The sequence below is a fragment of the Comamonas sp. Tr-654 genome, assembly GCF_011752915.1.
GTDB lineage: Bacteria > Pseudomonadota > Gammaproteobacteria > Burkholderiales > Burkholderiaceae_C > Comamonas.
This window is the reverse complement of record NZ_VWWQ01000001.1, coordinates 534,150-550,863: the sequence shown is the minus strand read 5'-3', so window position 1 is coordinate 550,863 and position 16,714 is coordinate 534,150. Positions and strand designations below refer to the sequence as shown.

Genomic DNA, 16,714 nt, shown 5'->3' with positions numbered 1-16,714 from the left:
AGCATGAAATTTTCTGCTATGGCGGCCTCCGCAGTGACGGCCTTGCTGGCGGGCTGCAATCTGGCTCCGGCCTATAAAACGCCTGATCTGCCCGTGCCCGAGACCGTGTCCGGCAACGCCATGCCGGCCCAGGCCAGCGAAGCGGCGCTGCAACAGGCCCAGGCGCTGCAATGGTTGCAGTCGCCGCAGCTGCGCGAGGTGGTGGCGCTGGCGCTGAGCAACAATCGCGATCTGCGCGTCGCGCTGGAAAACATCGAGAAGGCTCGGGCCCAGTACGGCATCACAAGAGCCGATCTGCTGCCTGGCATCACGGCCCAGGCGCAGAGCAATCGCACGCGCACCGCGGGGGATCTGACGACGGCAGGGCGCTCCAGCGTCAGTGAGCAATACACAGCCCAGCTGGGTTTCGCCAGCTACGAGCTGGACCTGTGGGGGCGCATCCGCAATCTGAGCGAAGCCTCGCTGCAGCAGTTTCTGCAAAGCCAGGACAACCGGCGCAATGTGCAGATCGGTCTGGTGGCTGATGTCGCCAATGCCTGGCTGACGCTGGCGGCCGATCAGGCGCGCCTGCAACTGGCCAGGGACACGCTGGACAGCCGCATCAAGGCTTTCGAGCTGACACGGCGCATGCATGAGCTGGGTTCGACCTCCGGACTGGTGCTGGCCCAGAACCAGACCACGGTCGATACGGCGCGCGGTGACGTTGCGAGTTATACCTCCCAGGTCGAGAGGGACCGCAATGCCCTGCAGTTGCTGGTGGGCGGTCCGGTGCCTGCACAGCTGCTGCCCAACGCCCAGACCCTGACGGGCGCGGCAGACACGGCGGCTCTCAAGGTCGTGCCCGTACCTCTGCCCTCGTCGGTGCTGCTCAAGCGTCCTGATGTGCAGGCTGCGGAGCGCAATCTGCAGGCCATGAATGCCAATATCGGCGCAGCCAGAGCGGCGATGTTTCCCAGCATCACGCTCACCGGCAGTATCGGTACCGGGAGCAACGAACTGGACCGCCTGTTCGGCAACAACAACGGCACCTGGAGTTTCATCCCTCTGGTCAAGCTGCCGATTTTTGATGGCGGCCGCAACCGCGCCAATGTACAGGTGGCCGAAAGCAATCAGCGCATTGCGCTGAGCCAGTACGAGAAGTCCGTGCAGACCGCCTTCAAGGAGGTGGCGGATGTGCTGGCCGACCGTGCCCAGTGGGGCGAGCGGCTGGACGCCCAGACCAGCATGGTGGCCAATACGCAAAAAGCCTTTGATTTGTCGAATGCGCGCTTCAAGGCCGGCGTGGACAACTATCTGACGGTGCTGGATGCGCAGCGCAGCCTCTATACGGCGCAGCAGACCTTGATAGGCCTGCGCCTGTCGGAGCAGCTCAACCGCGTGACCCTGTGGAAGGCACTGGGTGGGGAAGAGGCTGAACAACAGCAGAGTTGACGGGCAGACTCGCTCGATAAACAAAGCCGCAGCTTGAAAGACTGCGGCTTTGTTTTTGATAGCTACTAGCGCTTTACCAGTAAGCGATTGGGGAGAATTTCATTGAAATTCCGGTGCGCCAATACTCAAGGCATCTTGAACAGCAGGGTCACCTGGAGCCGGAACAGGGTTCCGGCATTCATGGGCACTTCGGGATGAATGACAGTGTTGTTCATCATGGCCAGCCACAGCGGTGCAAGCAGCAATTCCGGATGCTGCAACAGCTCCGGTGCCTTGAGCTCTCCACGCTTGGCGGCCAGCTGCGCGAGCCGGGTGAAATGCTCGAGCAAGGCGTCGTGGACATAGCGACGATACATCTGCGCCAACAGCGGAAACTCCAGGCCTTCGGCGACGACCAGTCTGGCCGTAGCAGAGCGGCCGCTGCTGTCTATGACCTCCGCAGCGGCGCCCACGGTGCGCAGCAGATATTCGCCCACCGATTCATGCTCGTGCATGGGGCTGGACTGCAAGGCCACGGCGGCCGAGGCGATATGTGTCTGGATGACAGCTTCGAACAGGGCTTCCTTGCTGTCGAAATAGCGAAACAGCGTGACCTTTGACAGTCCCGCGCGCTGTGCCACCGAAGCCGTGGTGCCACGCGCATAGCCGTGTTCCAGAAATTCTGCAAACGCAGCCGCCACGATGGAGCGGCGCGTGGCCTGAGTCTTTTGCGGACTGGGGCCGCGAGGCGTGCGCTTGGGACGTGCGGTGTCTGGTTCAATCATGGACGCAAGAGCTGGTGAAGTCGCAGACTATGCCTGCTTGGGAGCGCGCATCGGAGAAAAGCATGCGCGCGCAATGATGGCACATTTATACAAGCCGATTCGAAGGCCCCATTCTTGCCTTTGTCTGGAGCCTGTCCTGCGCGGAATGATTCGGGCAAACCCTGGTTTTTCTAAAAAATGCCCAAAGCCAGCCCGGCGGCCAGCGACTGGCCCAATTCTTCGCAGCGCTGGAGATCGGTGGCCGGGATCTGCTTGGGGGCCAGTATGGCCTCCGGTGTCTGGGCATGGGTGCAGATGATGAGCGGCTCCGCCACTGCCTTCAGGCGCCAGCCGGTGGCAATGCGTTCCATCTGTCTGGCTGCGTTATGACCGTCACTGCCCGCACAGACCAGACTGGCGTAGGGGCGGCCCTGTATCCGGTCGAGCACGCCGTAATAGCTTCGGTCGAAAAAATCCTTCATGAGGCCGCTGATTGCAGCCAGATTCTCCGGCGTCGCAAACAGATAGCCCTGGGCCTGCAGCAGGTCTTGCGGGCCGGCGTCGGTAGCATGCAGCAGGCTGACCTGCACGGATGCTTCCTGGCGGGCGCCGGCACTGGCGGCTTCGACCATCTGGAGCGTGCCGCCCGTCAGGGAGTGGTAGACGATCAGCAGGGTCGGGCGTTGGGACATGGTTGCTCTGTTGCCAGTGGAAAAACCTGGTTATTCACTCGCCTGCATGCGGAAATAACCGGGTTCCGCACTGTGGTTCTGCTTGATTGTTGCAGAAAAGATACAAATTGTCGTGGTTTGTGATGAAGTCGGATTAGGACTAAGCTCCGACAAATATTGACATTTGTCAATTTTGAGGGGGTGGCTTGCTCTTGATTTTGCAGCGCTTTGTATTGGATATACAAGCTTATGCCTATGATTTGATCTAAATCTAGAAGCAATCATGGCAAGCCTTTCAGGGTAATCACTTGGCGTGAATGTTCTTTGGCTGTAGGTTTGTTCCTACAAACTATGTCGCTCCTCTCATTGGCTCATGGTGTCGCAGCCTTTGCTGCAAGGCGCTACTGCGGACCGGAGCCACTTCGCAACTCAGGAATCTTGTGTTTTTTGCATGCCGCAATTCGCAACTCAGCCAGTGATGACAGTGCGCAAACCTTGGTTGGCGCTGCTGGCACTGGGTTTTGGGATTTCCTGTGGTTGCCTGGGGAGCTGGCTGCTCCATCAGAGCCAGGAGTCGCGCATGCAACAGCGTTTGCAGCTCAGTGCCGATATGGCAACGCGATCACTGGAGCAGCGCCTGGGCAGCTATGACCGGCTGCTTGCCAAGCTGGCCGAGCAGATGGCCAGTGATGCGGATGCGGGTCAGCAGATGTTTTCCCAGCATGCCCATGCCTTGCTCAGCCGTGAGGGCCTGGTCGGGCTCCAGGCACTGAGTCTGACCCGTGCGGTGAACGAGGAACTGCACACCGATCTTGCGCGTGACTCCCAGGCCTTCGAGGTTTCCTATGTCTGGCCGATGATCGACAACGAGGCCCTGGCGGGAAGCAATGCGCGTCAGCCGGCTGCGGCATTTCATGGTCTGATGCAGGCATGGAATTCGCGCCAGATGTCGATGTCGGCGCCATTTCGCTTTCTGCAACTGCCCGATAGCCCCAAGGGCGTTGTATTGCGTGCGCCGCTATGGCCTGCTGCTGCCCAGGAAGGGGGCTACAACGGCTCCGAGAAGCTGCTAGGGACGGTCGATGCCCGGATCCGGCTCGGTGAATTTGCCAGAGCGCTGGTCCCGGCCAATCTTTATCCGCAGGTCGCTTTCAAGCTGGTGGACCTCAGCCCCGCCGACCCATTGCCCAAGGTCGGCCTGGACCACAAACGGCCGGCCTTGCCACTGTCGCTGCTTGCCAGCGGCTCGGAGATACTGTTCACCGGCTCCCTGTGGGCGGAGGCGGAAACCCATCCGGAGTTTGCCGCCATCAAGCCGTTGGAGCGACAGATACAGGTGTACGACCGTATCTGGTCGCTGCAGTTCAAGCCCGCACTCAGCAGCCAGAGACTGCTCGAGCGATACCTGCCATGGCTGGTGCTGGCCGCTGGCCTGCTCGCGGGGCTGGTGCTGGCCGCCGGGGTTTCGGGTTGGTGGCAAAGCCGGTGGAACTGGAGCCGCCGCCTCAAGTTCAGCGCGCAGGCCCGCCAGGAGAGCGACGCGCGCTTTCATGCCATGTGCGAGCAGGCCGCCATGGGCGTGCTCGAACTCGATATCGCCACGCGCAGCGTGCTCAAGGTCAACCAGCATTTCTGCAGGCTGCTGGGCTACGAAGCCCAAGACATTCACAGGCGCAGCGTGCTGGAGCTGGTCATGCCTGAAGACCAGGCCCAGTGTGCCCAGCTTCTCGAAGGGCTGGACCTGCAGCAGTTTCAGCACAACGCGGGCGAGTTCTGTCTGCGCTCCAAGAATGGTGCGCCGGTCTGGGTGGAACTCAACGCGTTTCTGACCGGACGTCATGAGTCCCGTCGATTGCAGGTGCTGGTGCAGGACATCAGCGGGCGCAAGCGCCTGGAGCAGATGGAGCGGCTGGGTCACCAGCAGTTGCGCAGTCTCATGCAAAGGTTGCCGGTAGGGCTGGTCATGGAGGATCTGGACGGGCGCCTGGTGTACTGGAACGAGGAGTTTTTGCGTCTGGCCGGCTATGGTGGCAAGCCCAGCGTGTCCACCCAACAGTGGTGGGAACGCATGTTCCCCGACACCGCAGAGCGCGAGCGCGTGATCCAGCGCTGGCAGGTCGCCAAGGCACAGGCCAGTCGGATCTTGCAGCTTCGCCGCACCGAACGCGAGGGCGTCGATGGCAAGGACGCGCAGTGGGACGAGCTCGCCACCGAGGCCGCAGCGTGCACCGTATCTGCGCAGACCTTGATGCTCAGAGGCCTCGATGGCCTGCGCCGCCCGGTGGCGGTCAGCGCCGTGCTGCAGGCGGATGGGTGCCTGATGGTGCTGCAGGACCAGAGCCAGCGCATGGCGGCCGAGCAGGAGGTCCGTCGTCTGGCCTTCTACGATGCCCTGACGGGACTGCCCAACCGCCGTCTGCTGGCCGACCGGCTGCAGCAGGCGCTGGCCGTGGCCCAGCGCAAGGCCCATTTCGGTGGAGTGGTACTGCTGGATATCGATAACTTCAAGGCCTTCAACGAGACCTACGGCCTGGATCAGGGCGATCTGCTGCTGCAGTCGATGAGTCAGCGCATCCGTGGTCTGCTGCCCTCGGGGGCCACGATTGCCCGCCAGGGCGGTGACGATTTCGTGCTGCTGATCGAGGATCTGGGCGGCGATTCCGTGGCGGCCGCCGCCAGGCTGGAGCAGCAGGCCGATCAATGGCTGAACCGCTTGCGTGAGCCCATAGAGATAGGCGGAGTGCTGCGCTCCATCACCGTCAGCATGGGCCTGAGCCTGTTCGGAGAGCCTGAGCTGACGGGGGAGGAAGTACAGCGCCGCGCTGAAATGGCCATGTACCAGGCCAAGAGCCAGGGGCGCAATGTCAGCTGCTTCTTTGATCCGCAGCTGCAATCGGCCTTGCAGGAGCGTCGTACGCTGGAGCAGGACATGCGAGCCGGCCTGCAGGCCGGCGAGTTCGAACTGTTCTATCAACCCCAGGTGGAAATGGGCAAGGTGATCGGCGCCGAAGGTCTGCTGCGCTGGAAGCACCCCGAAAAAGGCTTTGTTCCGCCCGCCCACTTCATTCCGCTGGCCGAAGAAACCGGCGTCATCCTGCCTCTGGGGGACTGGGTGCTCAGGGCGGCCTGCCAGCAGCTGGCGAAATGGGCCAAGCATCCCCGTTATGCGCAACTGGTGCTTTCGGTCAATGTCAGCCCCAAGCAGTTTCACCAGAGCGGCTTTGTCGAGCAGGTGCTCAAGGCACTGGCCGAGCATGGGGCCGATGCGCGCCGGCTCAAGCTGGAGCTGACGGAAGGCATGCTGGTGGCCGATGTGGACGACACCATCGCCAAGATGATGCGTCTCAAGTCCTACGGCATCGGATTCTCGCTGGACGATTTCGGCACCGGCTATTCGTCGCTGTCCTATCTGAAGCGGCTGCCGCTGGACCAGCTCAAGATCGATCGCAGCTTTGTGCGTGACGTGCTGACCGACCCCAATGATGCGGCCATTGCCCGCACCATCGTGGCCCTGGCCAAGAGTCTGGGTCTGCATGTGATCGCCGAAGGCGTGGAGACGCAGGCGCAGTGCCGTTTCCTGGAAGGCATACGCTGCTATGCATGGCAGGGCTATCTGATGAGCCCGCCCGTGCCGGTCAGCGAGTTCGAGGGCCTGGTCACGAATGGCAATGTGCCGGGTTCTGCGACGCCGGCGCTCAGCCCGGTGTCCATGCGCTGAGGCGGTGGCGGTCTCTAAAATGCCTGCTTTTTGTTGTGTGAGAGTTCGAATTGCCTGAAATCAAGACCTTGCTGCTGTTTGCCTTGACCGCCGTGGCGGAGATCGTGGGCTGCTATCTGCCCTGGCTCTGGCTCAAGCAGGGCTACAGCGCCTGGTTGCTGCTGCCTGCAGCGGCCAGCCTGGCATTGTTTGTCTGGCTGCTGACTTTGCATCCCTCGGCCTCGGGCCGCATCTATGCCGCCTATGGCGGCATCTACATCAGCATGGCGCTTCTATGGCTGTGGCTGGTCGATGGCATCAAACCCAGTGCCTGGGATATGGCGGGAGTTGCCGTCTGCCTGCTGGGGGCCGGGCTGATCGCCTTTCAGCCGCGCGCCTGAGGCAACCCTCGGCAGGTTTAGCGCTTGAAATCCGCCTCCAGCCATTGGCGCACAAGCACAGGCAGCTATGGTTTGTGTGTATGCAGCAATCTTGGCTGACGAAGGGGCAGGCCGCGTTATGATTCCCTTCTGCTAATGGTTGCGAGCACGGGCAGGGCCTTGAGGCTTTGCATGGCTGCCGTTGCTGTTGGCGCTTCTCTTCCCCACCACAAGCCTTTGCAGGCCAGCTTCTAGACCGACACTGACACTGTGCGCCTGAATTCCATCAAGCTCTCCGGCTTCAAATCCTTTGCCGAGCCCACCAATTTCATTCTGCCGGGGCAGATGGTGGGTGTGGTGGGACCCAACGGTTGCGGCAAGTCCAACATCATGGATGCAGTGCGCTGGGTGCTGGGCGAGAGCAAGGCCAGTGAGTTGCGTGGCGAGTCCATGCAGGACGTGATCTTTAACGGCACCACGCATCGCAAGCCGTCCAGCCGCGCCAGTGTGGAGCTGACCTTCGACAACAGCGACCATCGCGCGGGCGGCCAGTGGGGCCAGTTCGGCGAAATCGCCGTCAAGCGCGTGCTCACGCGCGAAGGCAATAGCAGCTACTTCATCAACAACCAGCCCGTGCGTCGCCGCGACGTGCAGGACGTGTTTCTGGGCACGGGTCTGGGACCGCGCGCCTACGCCATCATCGGGCAGGGCACGATCAGCCGCATCATCGAGTCGCGCCCCGAAGAGCTGCGCCTGTTCCTCGAGGAGGCGGCCGGGGTTTCCAAGTACAAGGAGCGTCGTCGTGAGACGGAAAACCGCCTCTCGGCCACGACCGAGAATCTCACCCGTGTGGAAGACATTCTGCGCGAACTCAATGCCAATCTGGACAAGCTGGAAAAGCAGGCCGAAGTTGCGGCCAAGTACAACGGCCTGAACGCCCAGGTCACGCTCAAGCAGCATCAGCTGTGGTTCATGAAGCGGGCCGAGGCCGAGGCCGAGCAGGACCGCGTGCGTGTCGAAGGTCTCCAGGTCGTCAACGAGCTCGAAGAGCGCATGGCCGATATCCGCAACAATGAAAGCGGACTCGAGACCCTGCGCCAATCGCACTACGACGCCAGCGATCAGGTCAATCAGGCACAGAGCAAGCTCTATGAAGCCACGGCCGAGGTCGGCAAGCTGGAAGCCGAGATTCGTTATGTGGTCGAAGGCCGCCAGCGCGTGCAGCAGCGCCTGCAGCAACTGGCAGAGCAGCTACTGCTTTGGCGCAGCCGCAGCGAAGAGGCCCAGGGCGAAATCGAGAACATCGAAGGCGCGGGCATGGATGCCGAGGAGCAGGCCGAGATGCTGGCCGCGCAGCTTGAGGAGCAAAGCGGTCGTCTGCCCGACCTGGAAGAAGCTTGGCACAAGGCGCAGAAGGCGGATGCAGAGCAGCGCAACTCCGTGGTACAGGTGCAGCAGCAGATTCAGGTGCTGGCCGCCGAGCAGCGCAGCCTGGACGAGCAGCGTCGCCAGTTCGAAACCCGTTACGAGCGTTTGCGGACCGACCGCAATGCGCTGGAGACGCCGGACGAGGCACGTCTGAACAATTTGCAGGCGCAGCTGGCCGAGGCCCAGGAGCTGGCCGAGATGGCGGATGCCGTGCTCAACGAATTGCAGGACAGCGTGCCGCAGCTCGACGAGGATCGGCGTGCGCGTCAGCAGGCATTGAATGCCGAGAACAGCCGCCATGCCGATCTGTCGGCGCGGCTGGAGGCTCTGAAAGCCTTGCAGGAAAAGGTCAAGACCGATGGCAAGCTCCAGCCCTGGCTGGCCAAGCATGGGCTGGACGGCTTGCAGGGGCTGTGGAGCCGCATTGCCATCGAATCGGGCTGGGAAAACGCGCTGGAAGCTGCGCTGCGCGAACGTCTGGGGGCTCTGGAGGTCGGTCGCCTCGACATGGTGCGTGGTTTTCTGGGCTCGGGTGGGCAGGATGCTCCGCCAGCGAGGCTGGCCTTCTTCAGCCAGGCTCAGGCTCCCGGTGCCTCGGCAGCGGCGCGCTTTGCGCGTCTCAGCGATCTGCTCAAGATCAGCGATGCCGGCCTGCGCACCGTGCTGGTGGACTGGCTGACGGGCTGCTATACCGCGCCCACACTCGACGAGGCCCTGGCCAAGCGCGCTGATCTGCAGGCCGGCGAGACCATCTATGTGCCCACAGGCCATGCGGTGACTGCGCACAGCGTGACCTTCTATGCCCAGGATTCCGAGCAATCGGGTCTGCTGGCGCGGGCGCAGGAGATCGAGCATCTCGAGAAGGAAGTCCGCGCCCAGTCACTGATTGCCGATGAGTCGCGCTCTGCCCTGGTGCGCGCCGAAAGCGCCTATGCCGATGCCTCGCAGCGCCTGGTGTCCGCGCGCCGCGAAGCGAGCGAGTCGCAAAGCCGAGCCCATGAGCTGCAGGTCGAAACCCTGCGGCTGTCGCAGCTGGCCGAGCAGGCGCGCGCCCGCAATGCGCAGATCGCGGCGGATCTGTCCGAAGTCGAAGCCCAGCTCTCCGATATCGAAGAGCGCAAGGTGGCTGCCGAAGCGCGCTTCGAGGAGCTGGACATGCAACTGGCCGACAGCCAGGAGCGCCATGCCCAGCTGGGCGATCGGGTGCTGGATGCCGAGCGTCGCTTGAACGAGTCGCGCGAGCAGCTACGCAGCCTGGAGCGTCAGGCCCAGGAAGCGACCTTCTCGCAGCGCACGCTGCACGCGCGTCGCGCGGAGCTGTCTCGCACCATTGAAACCGCCAGCCAGCAAACCAGATCGCTGGCCGATGAGCAGCAGCGTGCCCAGGACGAACTGGCCCGCCTGTCCGATGCGGCAGCGCAGGGCGGTCTGCAGGATGCGCTGGACCTGAAGATGCAGCGCGAAAAGGACGTTGCCGAGCGCCGCAGCGAATATGAGGATCTGACGAACAAGCTGCGCGCCAGTGACGAGCGCCGCCAGAGCCTGGAAAAGGCGCTGGATCCGCTGCGCCAGCGCATCACCGAATTCCAGCTCAAGGAGCAGGCTGCGCGCCTGGGCCTGGAGCAATATAGCAATCTGCTGACCGAGGCCAACGCCGATCTGGCGGCGGTGTCGCAATCCATTGCCGAGGGCAATGTGCGTCTTCACGGGCTGCAGGGCGAGATCGATCGTCTGCATCGGGAAATTCAGGCCCTGGGGGCGGTGAATCTGGCCGCGCTCGACGAGCTGACCCTGGCACGCGAGCGCAAGACCTTCCTCGATGCGCAGATGGACGATCTGACCAAGGCCATGAATACCCTGGAAGAGGCAATCCGCAAGATCGATGCCGAAACGCGGGATCTGCTGACCGGCACCTTCGATATCGTCAATCGTCACTTCGGCCGCATGTTCCCCGAGCTGTTCGGCGGCGGTCAGGCCAAGCTGGTGATTACGGGCGACGAAATCCTCGACGCCGGCGTGCAGGTGATTGCCCAGCCGCCCGGCAAGAAGAACCAGACCATTCACTTGCTCTCGGGCGGCGAAAAGGCCTTGACCGCGATTGCGCTGGTGTTTGCCATCTTCCAGCTCAACCCTGCACCTTTCTGTCTGCTGGACGAAGTGGATGCGCCGCTGGACGATGCGAACACCGAGCGCTATGCCAAGCTGGTTCACAGCATGAGCAAGGGAACCCAGTTCCTGTTCATCAGCCACAACAAGATCGCCATGGAAATGGCGGAGCAGTTGATCGGCGTGACCATGCAGGAGCAGGGCGTTTCACGAATTGTTGCGGTGGACATGGAGTCCGCCCTCTCCATGGCTGAGCTATCCTGAGCCCGGTCATCCTCCTATTGAAGAACCGTTTTCTCACATGAGTAACTTGCAAATCAGTCTGGCCGTCCTGGGTGTGGTGCTGTTGGCGCTGATCGTTGCCTACAACTCCTGGACTGCGCGTCGCAATGCTCCCAAGCGGGCAGAGCCCGAGGAAGAAAGCACAGATCCTCAGCGTCTCGAACCCGGTATGAACACGGTCGGTCATGGCGCGGATCTGACCAAGTACCAGCACGAGCCCGTGCTAGGCGATTTCGGCAATGCCATTCCCGGCACCGAGCCTCTGCAGATGCCGGAGTCTGCGGGGCGCTTTGCCGAAGCCGATGCCGAGCTGGCCCGACTCGTGGCGCGCGAAGCCCATGAAGAAGCACAGCGCCAGGAAGCCCTGGCTGCCGCCCAGCAGAAAGCCGAGCTGGCCGAATCCGCGCACGCTGGGGCGATGCAAGAGGCGACCGCTCAGCGCACGGATGCTGCCATTGCTGCCGTGACTGAGCAGGCCGCGCAGGCTGTGGAGCCCGTGTTGACGGACGCTCCTCTGGCCGTTTCGATTCCTCCTGCCTCGTCCGTGGAGCGCCGCGGCCATCTGGATGCGCTGATCGATGCGATCGCGCCTGTCACGGTGGCGCAGATCGTTCCTGGCGAAGTGGCTCTGCAGGCCCAGCCCAGCACCCGCCGTGCCGGCAACAAGCCTTTTGCCATCGAAGGCATGAATCAGGCAAGCAAGCAGTGGGAGCCGCTGCAGACCGGTCAGCGCTATCTGGGTTTTCAGGCCGGGGTGCAACTGGCCAACCGTACCGGTGCGCTCAACGAGATCGAGTTCTCGGAGTTCGTCACCAAGGTCCAGCGCTTTGCCGATGCGCTGGGCGCCATGGCCGACGTGCCCAATATGCTCAACGAAGTCTCGCGGGCGCGCGAGCTCGATCAGTTCGCCAGCGAGCATGATGCTCAACTGAGCTTTATGCTGCGGGCGCGTCAGGCATCCTGGAGTGCCGGTTATGTGCAGCAGAATGCGCAGCGCCTGGGCTTTGTCATCACACCAATGCCGGGCCGAATGGTGCTTGCCTCGCCCATTCAGGGCCTGCCGCCCGTGCTGGTGCTGAACTACGACCCCCAGGCCGCCATGGGCGACGATCTGGACCAGTCCGTCGTGCGCGAATTCCTGCTCAGCCTGGATGTGGCCCAGGTGCCGCGCGGGCAGCAGCCGTTTGCGCGTCTGCGCCAGGTGGCGGAGCAGCTGTGCCAGACCATGGACGGCGTGCTCTGCGACCAGAATGGCTATCTGCTGCCGGTCTCGGCGCTGGATCCGATTCAGCATGACCTGGAGCTGCTGTACGACAAGCTCGACAGCGCAGAGCTGTCGGCCGGATCGCTTCTCGCCAGAAGGCTTTTCAGCTAAAACAAACAGGGCCAACGATGTTGGCCTTTTTTATCCCAGACCGTGAAATTCCAGCGGGCAGAGCATGACCGAGAATTTAGACCTTTTTTCCGCTGAACCCCAAGGCCAGAAAGCGCCGGCTGCTATCAATGCGGGGGTTCCGGAGAGCGTGACGAGCAAGGTGGCTGCATTGCGCGCGCAGCTGCGGCAATGGGCACATGAGTACTATGTGCTCGATGCACCCACGGTGCCTGATGGCGAGTACGACCGTGTCTATCAGCAACTGGAAGCCCTCGAAGGCGCTTACCCGGCCCTCGTCACCCCGGACTCGCCCACGCAACGCGTGATCGGCGCGGTGCTGGATGGCCTGACGCCCGTGCGCCATGCCGTGCCCATGCTCAGCATTCAGACCGAGACCGACAACGAGGCCACGGGCGCGATTGCCTTTGACCAGCGCGTGCGCAAAGAGCTGGGACTGGATGCATCCGCAGCCGCCATCGAGTATGTGGCCGAACCCAAGTTCGACGGTCTGGCCATGAATCTGCGTTATGAAAACGGCCGCCTGGTGCAGGCCACCACGCGCGGCGATGGCGAGGTGGGGGAGGACGTCACCCACAATATCCGTACCATTCGCCAGATTCCGCTGTCCCTGCCCGCAGATCGCAATGTGCCGCCTGTGGTGGAGGTGCGTGGCGAGGTGCATATGGCCAAGGCCGATCTGGAAAAGCTCAATGCGCGCCAGCAGGCTGCTGGTGCCAAGACTTTTGCCAACCCACGCAATGCGGCAGCTGGCTCGGTGCGTCAGCTCGACTCGAATATCGCGGCCCAGCGCCCGCTGTCGTTCTTCGCCTACGGCCTGGGCGAGATCACGCCGCCAGAGCTGGGCGGGCCGGACTTCGGCACGCACTACGCCATGCTGCAGACGCTGAGATCCTGGGGGTTTCCGGTTGCACCGCAGGTCAGTCTGGCATTGGGCGCTTCCGAGCTGGTCGCGTTTCATCAGCGCATCGGCGCCGAGCGCGCCAATCTTCCCTATGAAATCGACGGCGTGGTCTACAAGGTCAACAGCCTGGCCTTGCAGCGTCAGCTAGGCTTCAAGTCGCGCGAGCCGCGCTGGGCCGTGGCACACAAATACCCCGCTCAGGAGATGCCTACGCTGATGGAAGCCATCGACGTGCAGGTGGGGCGCACGGGCAAGCTCACGCCTGTGGCGCGCCTGGCCCCGGTGCAGGTGGGCGGTGTGGTGGTGACCAATGCCACCTTGTCCAATCTGTTCGACATTCGAAAGAAGGGCGTGCGCGTGGGCGACCAGGTCATAGTGCGCCGAGCGGGCGATGTGATCCCCGAGGTGGTGGGGCGGGTGCCGGGCGAGCGGCCGGTTTACGTGCCCAACTTCCGCATGCCCAGGACCTGTCCCATCTGCGGCAGTGCGGTGGTACGAGAAAAAGGCGAGGCCAATCACCGTTGCACGGGCGGTCTGTTCTGCGGCGCGCAGCGCAAGGAGGCCATCTTGCACTTTGCGCATCGCCGCGCCATGGATATCGAAGGCCTGGGCGACAAGCTGGTCGATCAGCTCGTGGATGGTCAGGTGGTACGCGTGTTGCCAGACCTTTACAGACTGGGCCTGAGCTCGCTGGCGGCGCTGGAGCGCATGGCCGAGAAGTCGGCCCAGAACGTGCTGGCGGCCCTGGAGAAATCCAAGAGCACCACGCTGCAGCGCTTTCTGTTTGGGTTGGGCATCCGCAATGTGGGCGAGTCCACGGCCAGGGATCTGGCCAAGCATTTCGGCAAGCTCGATGCCATCATGGACGCCAGCGTGGAGGAGTTGCTACAGGTCAAGGATGTGGGGCCGGTGGTGGCCGACAGCATTCACACCTTTTTTGCCCAGCCCCATAACCGTGAGGTGGTGGAGCAGTTGCGCGCCTGCGGCGTGCACTGGGAAGAAGGCGAGCCGGCCGAGAAAGCGCCCCAGATTCTGGCCGGACTGACTGTGGTGCTGACCGGCACCTTGCCCACACTGGGCCGCGACGTGGCCAAGGACATGCTGGAGGCAGCGGGTGCCAAGGTCTCGGGTTCGGTCAGTAAAAAAACCAGCTATGTGGTGGCAGGGGCAGAGGCCGGCAGCAAGCTGGCCAAGGCCGAGGAGCTGGGCGTGCCTGTGCTGGACGAGGCAGGGATGCTGGCATTGCTGCGGGGCGAACAGCCCGGTTGAACCATCTGTGAAAGTGGCAGGGAAGGCCTTATGAACAAATTGCGACGCAAACCCGTGGTGGGCCTGGCCCTGGGCAGCGGCTCTGCGAGAGGCTGGGCGCATTTTGGCGTGTTGCGCGCGCTGCGCGAGGCAGGCGTCAGCCCCGACATCATCTGCGGCACTTCCATTGGTTCGCTGGTCGGTGCAACCTACGCGGCCGGCGAGATGGATGCCTTCGAGAGCTGGGTGCTGGGCCTGGGCAGGCGCAAGGTCTTCGGCTTCATGGACTTCAATCTGGGCGGTGGCCTGCTCAAGGGCGAGAAGATCATTGAGTTCTGGCGCGAGAATTTTGTGCAGGAGACCGTGGAGGAGCTGGGTGCGCCGTTCGGCTGCGTGGCCACCGACCTGCAGACGGGCGCCGAAGTCTGGCTGCGCAAGGGCTCGATTGCCGAGGCCGTGCGCGCCTCCATCGCCTTGCCCGGACTGTTCACCCCGGTGATGCGCGAAGGGCGATTGTTGGTCGACGGCGGCCTGGTCAATCCTGTCCCGGTCTCGCTGGCGCGCGCCATGGGTGCGGATATTGTCATTGCCGTCGATCTGAATGCCGACATCATGCGCAGGCATATGAGGGCTTCGGACATGGGCGAGAGCGAGCTCAGGATGCACGGTCGCGAGCTCAAGGTCTCGACACTGCATACGGAAGACGAGGAGCCTCCGCTGCCGTTGGGCCAGATTCCCGAAGCGCTTGCAGCGAACGGTTCGCCGCTCGGCTGGACAGGGGCCTGGAAGCGCAGCATGACCAGCGTGAAGACGCTGTCCTCGACTGTCATGCGTAGAGGGCGCAAGGGGGAAGGATTTGACGAGGGTGAGGACTCCTTGCCCGTGCCCTCGTTGCTCAATGTGGTCATGGCCAGTGTCAACATCATGCAGATGCGCATCACGCGCAGCCGCATGGCGGGAGACCCGGCCGAGGTGCTGATAGCGCCGCGTCTCTCGCATGTCGGACTGATGGATTTCTACCGTGGGCGCGAGTCCATCGACGAAGGCTATGCCGCAACCCAGCTGGCGCTGCCTGCGCTCAGGGACTGGGGGCTGTAGTCCCGAATCGGGCTCCCACCCGCTCAGCTGCGGATATAGGTCCAGCCACCCTGTTGCATGCGGGCGATGGCTTCAACGGCGCCCATGGGCAGCACCTGAATGTTTTCGGGGGCACTGAGGCCGTTGTTTCTGAGCGTGTTGGGGCATAGCAGAACATGCGCCAATGCCGGGCCCAGATCGTCCGGCTGGTCCAGCACGGCTTGCACAGCCTGGGCGTTGACGACGATCCAGACTTCCAGCTCGGGGTTGGCGGCTTTCAGGTTCTTGAAATTACCGCGTGCGCGGGCCAGCGCTTGCGGACTGGGGGCGTGCAGCACGATGCGGGTGGCGGGGCTCAGGGCCGGCAGCAGGGTGTTCCAGTCAGGGCGGTTCATGGTGCTTGTATAGATTTGCTACCGTGATAATAGCTGCCTGCGTAGTCGGTGCATGGGTTTCAAGGCAATTCGGCTCTTATTGAGGGCTTGACTTGCCTGGGGCTTTCTCGAGCAATTCGTCCAGCAGCCCCGGCGGCATGCCGGTGCGGATCTGCACCAGACCCTGGGCGTTCTTCCAGATCGTCACGGGCGTGGCGCGCAAGCCCGCACTGCTCATCAGCGTGGCGTTATTGGCAAGCGCATCGCGGGCCGACACAGGGATGCGCTGCAGCGGTGCAATGCCAAGGGCATCGGGATTTTTGCCGTGGGCATCGGCATAGGCCATGGCGTGGCTGGCCAGAGCCTGCTCCGGAGCCCGGGAGCCCAGAATGGCAGCGGCCTTGCCCTGGCTGCTGGGACGTAGCATGCCGACCAGAATATGGCGCAGCTGCAACTGGCCTGCCTGCACAAGCGGCCTTGCTTCGCGCCAGAGCTGGTTGCAATAGGGGCAGTTGGGGTCGGTGAACACATAGGCGATGCGAGGGGCATCAGGCTTGCCATCGGCAATCCAGCGGGTGTTTTCCAGATCGGCCCAGAGTTCCTGACCCATGGGCTGTTGTACCGCGCTCTGCAATGCCTTGGCGTTCACATCCTTGCCCTGGGCGTCGATGACGGTGCCGATCACCCAGTGCCTGCCGTCAGGCATGCGGTAGATGGGAATCGGCTGCTGATCGCGGTAGGCGGCCCAGGCCTTGAGGCCACCGGAGCTTTGCATGGGGCCCACGATCTGCAGGCCCTGTTCGGCCAGGAACTGTGCGGATGGCAGATCGCCGGCTGCAATACTGCTTGCGGCGGCCTTGCTGGCGGCAATCACATCGCGGGCTTGGGCCACGGTGACCACGGTAGCGGCAATGGCAGCGAGCACGGGAAGAATCAATGCAGAAAGCGGGCGCGACAGCGACAGTGGGCGGAGCACGATA

11 protein-coding genes are annotated in these 16,714 nt (G+C 63.0%); 7 read left to right on the top strand and 4 right to left on the bottom strand.

The features are described 5' to 3' along the window. The first annotated feature begins 3 nt into the window (after positions 1 to 3). On the top strand, positions 4 to 1,431 hold the full coding sequence (locus F3J24_RS02390) for an efflux transporter outer membrane subunit (protein ID WP_370527705.1): 1,428 nt from the start codon (positions 4 to 6) through the stop codon (positions 1,429 to 1,431). Positions 1,432 to 1,556: 125 nt separating this feature from the next. Here the strand turns inward: F3J24_RS02390 and F3J24_RS02385 are convergent, their stop codons facing one another. Then, complete coding sequence (locus F3J24_RS02385) at positions 1,557 to 2,195, bottom strand: TetR/AcrR family transcriptional regulator (protein WP_167002394.1); 639 nt, start codon at positions 2,193 to 2,195, stop codon at positions 1,557 to 1,559. Between the two features lie 170 nt (positions 2,196 to 2,365). Next, the gene (locus F3J24_RS02380) at positions 2,366 to 2,866 is read right to left on the bottom strand and encodes a flavodoxin family protein (RefSeq protein WP_167002392.1); all 501 of its coding nucleotides are present in this window, start codon (positions 2,864 to 2,866) and stop codon (positions 2,366 to 2,368) included. A gap of 559 nt (positions 2,867 to 3,425) precedes the next feature. Here F3J24_RS02380 and F3J24_RS02375 point away from each other — a divergent pair. The 6 genes from F3J24_RS02375 (at position 3,426) to F3J24_RS02350 (ending at position 15,381) form a co-directional block, all read left to right on the top strand. Then, positions 3,426 to 6,563: an EAL domain-containing protein gene (locus F3J24_RS02375; RefSeq protein ID WP_167002390.1), complete on the top strand. Its 3,138-nt coding sequence runs from the start codon at positions 3,426 to 3,428 to the stop codon at positions 6,561 to 6,563. Positions 6,564 to 6,613: 50 nt separating this feature from the next. Then, positions 6,614 to 6,943, top strand: a complete 330-nt coding sequence (locus tag F3J24_RS02370) for a YnfA family protein (protein ID WP_167002387.1) — start codon at positions 6,614 to 6,616, stop codon at positions 6,941 to 6,943. Between the two features lie 249 nt (positions 6,944 to 7,192). After that, on the top strand, positions 7,193 to 10,720 hold the full coding sequence (gene smc, locus F3J24_RS02365) for a chromosome segregation protein SMC (RefSeq protein ID WP_167002385.1): 3,528 nt from the start codon (positions 7,193 to 7,195) through the stop codon (positions 10,718 to 10,720). A 37-nt stretch (positions 10,721 to 10,757) separates the two neighbouring features. Further along, complete coding sequence (locus tag F3J24_RS02360) at positions 10,758 to 12,113, top strand: cell division protein FtsZ (protein ID WP_167002383.1); 1,356 nt, start codon at positions 10,758 to 10,760, stop codon at positions 12,111 to 12,113. Positions 12,114 to 12,177: 64 nt separating this feature from the next. Beyond that, complete coding sequence (gene ligA / locus F3J24_RS02355; RefSeq protein ID WP_167002381.1) at positions 12,178 to 14,304, top strand: NAD-dependent DNA ligase LigA; 2,127 nt, start codon at positions 12,178 to 12,180, stop codon at positions 14,302 to 14,304. Between the two features lie 30 nt (positions 14,305 to 14,334). Then, positions 14,335 to 15,381 carry a patatin-like phospholipase family protein gene (locus F3J24_RS02350; protein WP_167002379.1) on the top strand — a complete coding sequence of 349 codons (1,047 nt, stop codon included), beginning with the start codon at positions 14,335 to 14,337 and terminating at the stop codon, positions 15,379 to 15,381. A gap of 23 nt (positions 15,382 to 15,404) precedes the next feature. Here the strand turns inward: F3J24_RS02350 and F3J24_RS02345 are convergent, their stop codons facing one another. After that, positions 15,405 to 15,755 (bottom strand): hypothetical protein, encoded by a 351-nt coding sequence (locus F3J24_RS02345; protein WP_167002377.1) that lies wholly within the window; start codon positions 15,753 to 15,755, stop codon positions 15,405 to 15,407. A gap of 76 nt (positions 15,756 to 15,831) precedes the next feature. Further along, positions 15,832 to 16,710 (bottom strand): thiol:disulfide interchange protein DsbG, encoded by an 879-nt coding sequence (dsbG, locus tag F3J24_RS02340; RefSeq protein ID WP_167002375.1) that lies wholly within the window; start codon positions 16,708 to 16,710, stop codon positions 15,832 to 15,834. Positions 16,711 to 16,714: the final 4 nt, after the last annotated feature.

Excerpts from the sequence above, each read along its gene's own strand:
- F3J24_RS02380 (WP_167002392.1), bottom strand. The coding sequence starts at position 2,866 with ATGTCCCAACGCCCGACCCTGCTGATCGTCTACCACTCCCTGACGGGC.
- F3J24_RS02375 (WP_167002390.1), top strand. The coding sequence starts at position 3,426 with ATGCAACAGCGTTTGCAGCTCAGTGCCGATATGGCAACGCGATCACTG.
- F3J24_RS02350 (WP_167002379.1), top strand. The coding sequence starts at position 14,335 with ATGAACAAATTGCGACGCAAACCCGTGGTGGGCCTGGCCCTGGGCAGC.
- F3J24_RS02345 (WP_167002377.1), bottom strand. The coding sequence starts at position 15,755 with ATGAACCGCCCTGACTGGAACACCCTGCTGCCGGCCCTGAGCCCCGCC.
- F3J24_RS02385 (WP_167002394.1), bottom strand. The coding sequence starts at position 2,195 with ATGATTGAACCAGACACCGCACGTCCCAAGCGCACGCCTCGCGGCCCC.
- F3J24_RS02360 (WP_167002383.1), top strand. The coding sequence starts at position 10,758 with ATGAGTAACTTGCAAATCAGTCTGGCCGTCCTGGGTGTGGTGCTGTTG.
- F3J24_RS02390 (WP_370527705.1), top strand. The coding sequence starts at position 4 with ATGAAATTTTCTGCTATGGCGGCCTCCGCAGTGACGGCCTTGCTGGCG.
- ligA (WP_167002381.1), top strand. The coding sequence starts at position 12,178 with ATGACCGAGAATTTAGACCTTTTTTCCGCTGAACCCCAAGGCCAGAAA.